This window comes from Niastella sp. sgz303648, from assembly GCF_059587045.1.
Genome location: NZ_JCAPSW010000021.1, coordinates 102,725 through 114,728 on the forward strand (window position 1 = coordinate 102,725; position 12,004 = coordinate 114,728).

Consider the following 12,004-nt stretch of genomic DNA (forward strand, 5'->3'; position numbering starts at 1 on the left):
AAATTAGAATCCATAAATTTATGAGATATCCTCCAAACAAATATGCCACGCCTTTAAAGACGTGGCATATTTACATTTTATTAAACTTCTTACTGCGCTAACGAAATCCTTATCTGTATACCCGCCCTTGTAGTGGTAATGGGCGGAGAGGTAGATATCTTCGGTTCAACACGCCTTTGTTCAAAATATAATTTCAGGTTAACCCGGTTGCTGATCACATAATCAACGGTTGGGTTAATGGTGATAACTTTTTGTCCGTTCGTGGGCAATGCCTGGTCCTGGTCTAACCGGCTGTTGGCAGTAATATCATCACGCAATCCAACATCGAGCCTGAAGCTGGCATCGTTTTGCAGCGGCTTGCCGCGGAATTTTATCCATGAAAACGCTCCGCGTTTTCGGAACCCGGCGCCGATCGTAAACTCGGTTGAGCGCGATTCACTTACCTGGAAGTCGATCAAACTCAAACTAACCGTTCTTGATTTTTTATATTCAAAACGGGCAGTCAGGTTGTTGGTAAACTGCATATCCATATCAATTAACGGAACAAACTGTTCGGTGATTGATATATTGGGCACCAGGAAGTAAGGAATATAGTTGTGCGAAGCAGTGTCGATAAAGCTTGGGAACCCTAAGTTAAACGAGTCGCGGAATAACAGGGCCGATGAAAAGCTGTTCATACTCAGCGTACTGTTATAACCATGCGAAATGGTAAAGTTGGTGAATATCTTTTCCATGCCCTTGATACGGGTTAATCCGTTGTAGGTAAGATGCCAGTTGGGTTTTGGCAATATACCCGAGAATGGGTTAGAACGGATATTCGGGTTGTTTTGTTTGATCAGCGCAACCTTAGTGGGATCTTTACCGGTATAAGCTGCAATGAACGCAGGCAACAATACATCCTGCGCATAGCGGCTGTATCCGTTATAATATCCGTCGCTCAGGAACTGCTGATTGGGGTCGAGTTTTTGCCAGTAGGCGTTTTGCTCGGCCAGCCGTTTTGATAATACAAGGCGGTAGTCCTGGAACTTCTGGAAGGTGGCCGATACTTCGTTGTTTTTTACAGGGCTGAACATTGTTTTCAATGCTATATAGCTTACGCTGAAACTACCCGATGTATACGGGTTCAGCCGGGCAAAATGAAGACCGGTACCGGTGGTGTCTTTGTACAGCTCGCTGTACATTTTACCAAAGGTTTTATCGAAAGTTATGTCGATGGTTAAATCGCGTATGGGTATTAACGTGGCCGTGATATTCAACCGTTGCTGATAATCCTGCCGGTTCTGATAGTTGAAATTCGAATCGGCGCTAAGCCATCCTTTCGAGGCCATCATGTTCACGAAATTGGTATCGGGCTGACGGCCGAAAATAAATCCTAATCCGGGAGCCATCGATTTAAAGTTCATACCCAATGCACGGGTGCTGTCGGTATAACCGTAAATGGTTGCACTGGCATTTTCTGAATACTGAACGCTTACTCTTTTAAGCATAGTAAGAAAGCGACCGGCGAATTTTACCCCGCCGCCTAATTCAAGCGGTGCGTTCTTATCGCGTTTCTTCTTTTTACCGGTTGTATCGGTTTTATTATCTGCACCAGGCACCGGTGGCGGCTTAGGCTGTGCATCTTCTTCAAAAGCGCGTAGCAACCTCGACTTCGCATACAACCGTGTAAAATCAAATTCGGCTGTGAGGTTTTTCTGCTGGCTGTTCGATAACGTGTTACCAAATTCACGTGCCAATAAAGAAGCGGCCAGCCAGTCGTAGGTAGCGGTATAGCCTGCCCGAACGGTTGTCCAGTCGAGGAAGGGCAATTTGCTGGTAGGTAAAGTATACGAGAAAGTAGCTTTCTGGTTGTACTGAATGGTACGACCGCCTTTCCAGAAATTATCCCACATGCGTTTTTTCTTCGACTCATCCAAGCGGCCGCTGTCTTCATCAACCCAGGCACGGTTCAGTGCCGTAAAGTCGAGGTTCAGCGAACGGGTGAAATCCCAACGCAGGTTATACGTACGGTCAAATGTGAAGAACTTGTCGTAGGTTTCAGGTATCAGGCCCTTTGGTGTACCCACGCTGCGTGGCCGGTATGTACCGAACTGGCGGTTGATATCGGCCCTGAACCCTAACAGGGTAGGCATGGGGTTTATATTGAAGTCTTTCAATGCCGCATACCAGGGCGATTTTGATTTGATGATGCCTTTGGCCGGCTCCCAGTATTTGGGTGTGGATGTATAATTGTATCCCAAACCGGCGCGGTGGCGAACTACTTCATTGCTTTCGATCAGCGGGTTGTGCTGTTCTTCTTTATAATACGAATAGCTTACATCGATGTTCTCAATGCTCCAGATGTGTTGCTTTTTACCACTAATATTGTTCTTTTTAACATTGGTAAAGTTTAGTGTTTTAATGGTCTTTACATCAATTGCGTCTTTGCGTATAGAGTCTTTGGCACTGCCCGATGCGGCGTTGAGCTTATCTTTCAATTTTATATCCAGGTCGTACGGATCGTATTCGGGCGTTGTTATTGTTTGTGAATAGCTGGCATACACGGGAATGCTCATACCGGCTTTTTTGGGCAGTAGTTTGCCAAGTTCAAGATTGGTAGCCACATCGAGCTGGGTAAAGCTTTCGCGTGACCGTTCGTTTACCCGTTGTTCAAGAGTTCCCCAGCCGGCGCTGCGTGCACTACCTGAAACGTACAGGGTACCCAGGTCGGCCAGCTTGATATCTACACGGCCCATGGCTGCCCAGGCGCCATGTTCATCGAGGCCCGATAACCGTAGTTCGTTAAACCACACCTCTGTACAGGCGTCTGTGTGGTTGCGGTTTTCAACACCAATGAAAAATACACGGATCTCACCGAGGTTGGGGTTACCCAAAATTGCATACTGTTTACCGTCTCCTTCGGTTTCCTGGTAATATTTATAGGTTTGGCCGTTATTATTACGCGATACTTTCAGTTTGGTAAGGCGGTCTAACGCCAGATCGAGTTCGTTTTTGGCAGGCCATATTAATGCATCATCACCCGTTCCCCATGGCGTCATTTTGAGGGGAATTTTCATTTCATAAAAATTGCTGATGAGGTCGTTACCCAAACGAATAACCGCATACAACTCATCGTCTTTGATGTCGGTGCTGCTTTTTACCGACTCGGCATGTATGTACATCTGCAACTGCTTGTACTGACGCAGGTCGAGGTTCATGGTTTTGAACACGCCTCTTGCATCGCCTTTCAACAGGTTGCATATCTGCAGGCTTAATGATTGTTCGTTCTGCAACAGGTTTACGTTGTTGTTGCTCAACTGTTGCTGACGAATTACACCGGGCGGGGTTTTATAATTAACGGGGTATCGCGAGCTGTTTTCCTCAACATTCACCGCCAGCTGTTTTACAGTAGTGGGAGTGTTGGCCGGAATGGGATTGTACTGACTGGCCGTATCGAGCAGGTAGTTGAACTGACGCCACTGGTTACGCACCAGTTCCAGTTTGGCAAAACGCAGTACCACCGAATCTTCAAAACCGGTAAGGTACATACGAATAAAACGAATGCTCTTAAAGTCGGGGATGTTACCCACTTTTTGCTGGTATTCCCTGATGGGGATACGGAACAGGTACCATGTTTCAGCTGCGCTGCTGCTAGGTTTAACCAGTATACTGTCGGTAATGTAGTTTGAACCTACATGCATATTGGTTTTCTTCAGCTCAACCCGGTACTGAAAATACTCTTCCAGTTCGTTCAGGGTATTGTCGCGGTTGAATTCTTCCTGATCGGGATATAAAGTAAAAGCGCTTACAAATTTATCGCCGCTGCCGGCAACGGGTGAGTTGCCCTGCGGGTTGTTGATATTTTTATAACGGGCCAGAATACCGTCGTTCGACCCGAACCGGGCATTACGATAGTTGATATAATCGTCGGTCGACGGGTCACTCAATGCTTTTTGATAAGCGTTGCCGCCAATGCTTTGCAGCTGGTTTAAATAATCCTGGAACTTCACGCGTTCGTCATCATCTGTTAAGCCATCAAAACCCGCATCCTGAAGCGGCCTGTCGCTTGGGTCGTTACTGAAAGCCTGGGTAACCTGAATGGGGTTGGCAGGCACTTTACCCCAACGGGTGGCGGTATCTTCGAGGGCTTTTGTTGTAGCGCCGCTGATACCGTTCTCGAAAAAGCGTTTACCATCTTTCAGTACATCTTCTGATATATTACCGAGGTTAAAATACAATTCACCACCGCTGCTGCCGGGGTTTAAAATGTATGGGTCCTGCAACCAGAATTCAATAAACTCCACATTACCGGTTTCAAAGTCAACCTGGTCGATGCCGCGCATTATACCACCCCAGCGTTTTTGGGGATTCAGTAATTTACCATTGGGGTCTATGCTGCCCGTTCGGGCATCATAGTTATATGGACCTCTTTCGGTTGGATAGAACGACATGTCGAATGTTACCAGACTACCCTGGCCCAGATCGGGTGTACGTTGCGGGAAGATATCTTTTACGTTCACCGAACGAACACGCGGGTCGTTCAACAGGCTTTTATTGATGGGGTTATCGGGACTTGTTTTATCCTGCAGCACCGGTTCAATGTTATACCAGGCCAGTTTGGCGCGGTTGTAACCATATGGCAGCGAGTCGCGGCCGTCGGCTTCGGGGAACAGGCCATTACCGGCCGGAGTACTGGAAAGGCCCCAGCTCACCAACGGAAAACGCAGGTCGATGGCGTTGCGTGAACCTTCAAAATCATCGATGAATACCTGGCTGCTGCTGCCTTTACCGATTTGCGGCGGGTGGCCGGGTTTCAGGTAGGCGGCTTCGCCATAAGCCGTAACGGTACTCATTTCGGTTGTATGGTAAAAAGGCAGTTTATCCAACATGCGGGTGATGCGCGGGGCCTGCGTGGTATAATTGAAATCTACCCCGTACATCGTATTGCGAATCGGGTCTTCGTTATAACTGGTTTTGGTGAAGAAGGGGCGTTCGCCCAGTCTTACCAGTGAAGCGCCGATAGTCAATGATTCGCGGGCGGTTTGTTTGGCCATATAATCGAGCCGCAATCCCATAAAGTTGCGCTGTTGTATGCCGTAGCCTGCATTGTTTTCGAACTGAACACTCACGGGCACACCGGCATTTAAAATGGCCTGGTTGATGATTTTAACCGTACCGAGGTTATAATCCACTACATAATCAACGTTTTCGCTAAGAATTCGCCCACCGGCCGAAACGCTAACCGAACCTTGCGGTACGTTAAAGGCGCCCAGCGAAATTTCGGAAGTGCTTTGTCCTTTGGCGTAACCGCTGATGATATACCGGTCGAGGTTGGCGTAGGTTTTTGCTATTTCCTTAATCGTATCGTATAACGGCAGGTACAGGTATTTGGCCTTGATATCTGTGGAACTGCCCTGAAAGGCTACCGAATCGAGATCGTGCCCGAATGGTTCAAGGAACGGAAAAATTATACGGGCCTGTTGCGATAAGATGGTAAATCCTTCGAGGTAATCGAAAACCCCGTCGGGTAAAGGATCGTTCCGGGCATTTAGCCGGTCGAGGTTCAGCAGGGAAATCAGCGGAACGCCGGGTTTGGCGCCTTCGGGCAAAAAGCGTTTTTGACCGAGGCTCGGTTCTTCATACAGTACATTCAGCTTAAAGTCGGCAGGTTGTACACCGGAGAGGTAACTTCCGTCTTTTGTTTTCAGCGAATACACGTTTTTCATCATCAGATCCCACAGCGGCAGGTTGGTTCTTTGCGAAGTGGCTTTTAGCAACTTCAGGAACAATACTTTTTGCGTACCGGCCACTTTGTTGGTGGTATCGGGTGTAACATCCTGCGAAAATTCACCCACCTGGTATATTTTGCCGTTGTAGCTGTACTGGAAAGCAACGCCCAGCACTTCATCTGACTGCAAAGGCTGGTTTAGCGACAAAAACCCCACCTGGGGGTTAAAGAAATAATCGCTTGTATTTAGTTTGCGGGCAAATGTTTTTTCGAAGTCCTGCACCGGCCGTAAACCCAGGCTACTGAGTTTGGAGGTGATGAACGAAGAACTGCGGCTATTGGGGTCGTTTGCTAATCTGCTGTACAGGTCGTTGGCGTTGTTATTGGGTAATGCGTTACCACCCAAACTGTGAACATTCGGGTTCCATGGGTTTGTTTCACCAAGGTCCATCAAGCCTACCACGTCGCGGGTTTCGGTGGTTGAACCGTTACGGTTGGTAACCCATACTTCCATGCGCATGATCTGTACCTGGGAAGTTACCACCGGCAGCTTCGACATGGCCTTGTTGAAATTGTTCCTGAAGTATTGAGCCAGCAGAAAGTGCCGGTTCTCTTCGTAGTCATCGGCCTTGAATTCGAAATAGGTGCTGGCCGATCCGCCCTGTAACCCAAGCGATTGCTTTTGCGAACGTTGGTTGGCCAATACCCCGGTGATGTACAACTTACCAAATTGCAGCTGTGTTTTTATACCAAACAGCTGTTGGGCGCCGGGTATCAGCGATCCTTTTGAAGAAAAAGAAATGTTACCCGCCTCAATTTTTTTAATGATTTCGTCGTCGGTACCGGTATAATCGAGTTTTAGCTGATTGTCGAAGTCGAAGTTGGCCTGGGTGTTATAGCTGATGGGCAATTTCAGTTTATCGCCGATGTTGCCGATTACGCTCAGGTTGGCGTTCATGTCGAAATCAAAACCACCGTTACGGCGGGCTCTTTCGGGAAGCGCCGGGTTTTTGATGTTCTGACCCTGATAACCGGCCAGGATATTCACTTCACCCTGCGGCCTGATTTCAATTTTACCGTTACCGAAAATGCGGTTAAACAAATTATCGGTAACAGACATCTTAGGTTTGAGCATTTTTCGGTTAAGCCCGCTTAAGATGTTCGACCGTTTTTTAAAATAATCAGTTTCCTGTTTACGGGCCTGCAACTGCATGAACTCTTCAAAGGTGAGATAGGTAGGTTTGCGATAATAGAAATCGCCTATCTTTTCAATGATGTAGTACTGCTTTGTTTTAGGATCGTAAATTATCGAGTCGTGGATGTTAGCAGGGTCGTTCAAATCGAACGACTTTCTTTGAGGAAATGTAAATTTATCACCCCGCCGGTCGTGCAGGGGGTACTTTAGGGTGTCAATGCTTTGCGGTTTGGAAGTGTCCTGCCAGGGAGCATTAAAAGCCATGGCGGCAGAACTCAACCCAACGCAAGCAGTCAACAGAATACAAATCCGGCTGCTGTTATAAAATGTACGCAACAATCTTCTCAAGAGAAATTAGTTAGGTAGAGTTCGGTCCCGATAGGCTTACATGATTTTTAATGCTTTCTTAATAATTTCTTCAACTGCATTAAGAGTAGGTTCGGCATTCATAACTCGCTGAACGGCCTGTTCGCCGGCAGCTCTTGCAATTCCCAATGCAATCAAGGCATTTAACGCATCTGACTCCAACGTATTGTTAATCAGTGGAGAAATATTTAGGCCTGGCTTGCCTTTGCTCAGTTTATCTCTCAGTTCGAGTACAATACGCTCTGCAGATTTTTTCCCTATACCTTTAATGGCTTCCAGCTGTTTGGTGTTACCCTGAACAATAGCGCGTGATAGTTCATCGGGTTTCATCGAAGACAGCATCATGCGGGCAGTTGCTGCACCCACACCCGATATGCTTATCAGTTGCAAAAACAGTTCTTTTTCGGCCACTTCAAAAAAGCCATACAGCGTATGTGCATCTTCTTTAATGTGCAGGTGCGTATATAGCAGCCCTTTATCTAACGCCTGAATATGCGAGTATGTGTGCAGACTGATTTGTAATTCGTACCCCACGCCGCTGGCCTCAATATGAACAACAGCCGGAGATTTATAAACAAACTGTCCTCTTACAAATGCGATCATGTTACGAAAATAGGGAATTTCGGTTTGTGGTTTGAAGTTTGTAGTTTGTTGTTAGAGCGCACTTTAAATAATTTTGCTGTATAATTTTAGCAGCTGTTTATATCCTTCCCCTCACATCTGTCAGCTTCAAACGGCCTTCAGCTATTTCATGACAATCTGTGTATTTTAGACCCAAAGAAGCGCAGGCCCAAATTTCAAACATAGAAACTGCCTTCAACAAAAATGCAGCCGGTTTTCATTGAAAATTTGAGTGCTTAGCCCAAAAAATCACAAACCCCGTCTGCCCCGGGTCATTTGAGCGGGCACAAACTCCAAACCACAAACTATCAACAGTTCCTTATCTTTGCCCGCTTATTTACTGAAATTTGCTTTCAAATTAGTTCAATATCAAACCGTTTAAAAGTAGCATGGCGCAAAAAATTAATGCTGCCGTCACGGCTGTTGGCGGCTACGTTCCTGATGACAAACTGACCAATTTTGATTTGGAAAAGATAGTTGATACCACCGACGAATGGATCCGCACCCGTACCGGTATAGAAGAAAGAAGAATTCTGAAAGGCCAGAAGGGCACTTCTGATATGATTGTGCCTGCGGTTCAACAGCTTTTAAAGAAAAGAGGCATCGATCCCCTTGAAATTGATGCAGTAGTGATAGGGACGGTTACTCCCGATATGATGTTCCCTTCAACCGCCAACCTGGTATGCCACAAAGCCGGGCTTAAGAATGCCTGGGGTTTTGATATGCTGGCTGCCTGCAGCGGTTTTTTATACGCATTAACTACCGGCGCCAGCTTAATTGAAAGTGGCCGCTGTAAAAAAGTGATCGTGGCCGGAGGGGATAAAATGAGCTCGATTGTAGATTACAGCGACCGCACCACCTGTATTATTTTCGGCGATGGGGCAGGGGCTGTGCTGCTCGAAGCCAATACCGAAGGATACGGTGTGCTTGATAGCATTTTAAGAAGCGATGGCGGCGGCTGTCAGCATCTGCATATGAAAGCTGGTGGTTCCTTACGTCCTGCTTCGGCCGAAACCATTGCCAACAAAGAACATTACATTTATCAGGAAGGACAGCCGGTATTTAAGGCAGCCGTAAAAGGAATGGCCGATGTAAGTGCCGAACTGCTCGAAAGAAATAAACTCACCGGTGAAGACATTGCCTGGCTGGTTCCTCACCAGGCCAATAAACGCATCATCGACGCTACTGCCGACCGCATGGGCCTCAGCTACGACAAAGTGATGCTAAACATTCAGCGGTATGGCAATACCACTGCCGGAACGATTCCCCTTTGTTTGTACGATTGGGAAAGCCAGCTGAAAAAAGGCGATAATATTGTGCTGGCGGCTTTCGGTGGCGGCTTTACCTGGGGCGCTACGTTGTTGAAGTGGGGGTATTAATTTGCCAATGTGCTAATTGGCTAATTTGCTAATTTTCGAATAAAATATAGTTTGAGCTTTTTATAGAAAGGTGGGTCTCCTTTTGGGAGGAGGCCCGCCTTTGACGTTTATAAAAGTCTTTTTCATGCGGCCGTTCAGTTCAAACATGATGGTAACATTTCATTTATGAGATTGTACGAAGTAACCATGAGGTTGAAGGTGTATGTATGAAGTTGCACAAAGTAACCATGAAGTTGAACGGTGTATGTATGAAGTTGTACAAAGCAACCATGAGATTGAACGGTGCATGTATGAAATTGTACAAAGTAACCATGAGATTGAACCGTTTATGTATGAAGTTGCACNCGGTGTATGTATGAAGTTGTACGAAGTAACCATGAGGTTGAACGGTGCATGTATGAAATTGTACAAAGTAACCATGAAGTTGAACGGTTCATGTATGAAATTGTACAAAGTAACCATGAAGTTGAACGGTTCATGTATGAGATCGCTCGGTTCAACCATGAGATTGATCCGTTCATGGTTATTTGGCTATAAAAAAAGAAAACCCACCGGTTGGTGAGCTACTTTGTTATTTTTGAATTGAATCTTAGATTTAGTAGTTCTTCTGAAGGCAATCCATGTTTCTCCAACCACTCTTTCGATTCCTGAGCTTTTTTTATAAAGAAAGGATCATTTCCATGCTCAGGCATATCAGGGTTAATTGTATACCAGATATTTGTGCCAGCCACCCTATATTTTTTATTTTTCCGCTTAGGTAACATATTTACCTCAGATTTATGTTCCATAAATTTACAATTTATTTGCGAAAGACCATAAAAGCCTCATAGTTAAAATTTTTTACAAATAGCTCCCAGTCATTCTTTTGGGTGTACCCTAAAACATATAATAACCGGTCAATTTCTGTCCAATTTGAAACTATTCCGATTTGATATAGACGGGTTCTTGCCGGAGTGCTTCCCTTTGCGTATACCAAAGCATCAGGAAAATGTTCGGTAAAAATCAGGACTGTTTTCGCAACAGTAGCCAATATTTTATCTCTATCGTGATTATTGGTGATAACAAGATCATCTATTTGATTCTCCAGATGATCCCAGTCACCAAAACCAAGATTATAATAAGTTGTTCCAAAAGCCTTTTGAGGAGTATAACGAACAACTTTTTTTACTCTTCCTTTTGGCCCTTCACTATAAAATTGATATTCAAGAAAGTTTTCGTAGGTATCAAAATTATATTCCTGTACACTCATTTCTGTTACATATATGCGAATAAATTTACAGAATCATATTTTGTTAAGGGTAAAATAAACTGTTGATTTTGATCAATTTATGTGAGTGTGACTTTGGTGCATTCTGAAAGATAAAATTGATTGATCAAAATCAATTTCCAATTACCCCTGTTCCTCCCGATGCCCTAACTTCGATTTTCGACATTTTTCATTTGATATTCGATATTTTTAAAGCATGGCAAAAAAACAATTTCCGTTCTCGGGCTTTACCTCTCTGGCAATTCATGCAGGTCATGAACCCGATCCAAACTATGCCCACCTGGTACCCATTTATGCCTCCAGCACCTTTGTATACGATACCGCCGAACAGGGCATGCGGCGTTTTAGCGGACAGGAAGAAGGCTATATTTATTCGCGCTGGGGTAACCCCACCGCTACTGAGGCCGAAAAAAAGATCGCTGCCATGGAATGTTTTGGCGTGGCCGATGCTGCCGGTAACCCCCTGCAGGTAAAAGGGTTGTTGCATGCTTCGGGTATGGCGGCGGTAAGCACTTTGTTTTTATCGACCCTCAAAACCGGCGACAAAATATTATCGCATTACTCATTATATGGCGGCTCGCAGGAAATGATGGATAAAATACTGCCTGGTTTAGGTATCGAAGCGGTTATTGCCGACCTGCGCGATTTGAACAAAGCAGAAGAAGCGCTGAAAGCCGATCCGCAGATAAAAATGGTGTACCTCGAAACGCCAGCCAACCCCACCATTCAATGCGTTGATATTGAAGAGCTGGCTGCACTGGCCCGTAAATACGGCAAAATAGTGGCCTGCGATAACACCTTTGCCACTCCTTATTTGCAACAACCCTTCAGGTATGGTGTAGATTTTATCATTCACTCTACTACCAAATTCCTGAACGGCCATGGCACTGCGGTAGGCGGCATTTTACTGGGCCGCGATATTGAGTTTATGAACACCCGTGCCACCAAAACTATCCGTTTGCTCGGGGGCAATAGTAATCCGTTCGATGCCTTTTTGCTCATCAATGGTATGCGTACTCTCGAAGTACGTATGGAGCGCCATTGCCATAATGCTACCGAAATTGCTAACTTTCTCGATGGCCACCCCGCCGTTGCAAACGTAAATTATAACGGACTGCCATCGCACCCCGATTATTATGTGTCGGCTAAGCAGATGCGTTATCCCGGCGCCATAATGAGCATTGAACTGAAGGGCGGACTGCCGGCCGGCATTCAGATGATGGACAAGCTGAAAATGTGCACAAGAACCGTTTCGCTGGGTACCTGCGATACGCTGCTGTGCCATCCGGCCTCGATGACGCACTATGGCGTGCCGAAAGAACAACGTGAGCAATACGGTATAACAGACGGGCTCATACGCATGAGCATAGGAATGGAAAATGTGCAGGATATACTCATCGATCTTGAACAGGCGCTGAAATGAGTTACAGGTTACAGGATGCAGGTTACAGGGGCTTTAATTCAGTCAT

6 protein-coding genes are annotated in these 12,004 nt (G+C 45.8%); 2 read left to right on the forward strand and 4 right to left on the reverse strand.

Annotation, left to right across the window (positions count from 1 at the left end):
* Positions 1-89 precede the first annotated feature (89 nt).
* Positions 90-7,250, reverse strand: coding sequence for a T9SS outer membrane translocon Sov/SprA (sov, locus tag AC59IL_RS34950; protein ID WP_496556894.1), 7,161 nt, complete (start codon positions 7,248-7,250; stop codon positions 90-92).
* Between the two features lie 36 nt (positions 7,251-7,286).
* Positions 7,287-7,871 carry a Holliday junction branch migration protein RuvA gene (gene ruvA / locus AC59IL_RS34955; RefSeq protein WP_496556895.1) on the reverse strand — a complete coding sequence of 195 codons (585 nt, stop codon included), beginning with the start codon at positions 7,869-7,871 and terminating at the stop codon, positions 7,287-7,289.
* Between the two features lie 407 nt (positions 7,872-8,278).
* Between ruvA and AC59IL_RS34960 the strand changes: the two genes are divergently transcribed.
* On the forward strand, positions 8,279-9,268 hold the full coding sequence (locus tag AC59IL_RS34960; RefSeq protein ID WP_496556896.1) for a beta-ketoacyl-ACP synthase III: 990 nt from the start codon (positions 8,279-8,281) through the stop codon (positions 9,266-9,268).
* A 563-nt stretch (positions 9,269-9,831) separates the two neighbouring features.
* Here AC59IL_RS34960 and AC59IL_RS34965 read toward each other — a convergent pair.
* Positions 9,832-10,056, reverse strand: a complete 225-nt coding sequence (locus AC59IL_RS34965; RefSeq protein WP_496556897.1) for a hypothetical protein — start codon at positions 10,054-10,056, stop codon at positions 9,832-9,834.
* An 11-nt stretch (positions 10,057-10,067) separates the two neighbouring features.
* The gene (locus AC59IL_RS34970) at positions 10,068-10,517 is read right to left on the reverse strand and encodes a DUF6934 family protein (protein WP_496556898.1); all 450 of its coding nucleotides are present in this window, start codon (positions 10,515-10,517) and stop codon (positions 10,068-10,070) included.
* A gap of 214 nt (positions 10,518-10,731) precedes the next feature.
* Between AC59IL_RS34970 and AC59IL_RS34975 the strand changes: the two genes are divergently transcribed.
* Positions 10,732-11,958 (forward strand): trans-sulfuration enzyme family protein, encoded by a 1,227-nt coding sequence (locus AC59IL_RS34975; RefSeq protein ID WP_496556899.1) that lies wholly within the window; start codon positions 10,732-10,734, stop codon positions 11,956-11,958.
* Positions 11,959-12,004: the final 46 nt, after the last annotated feature.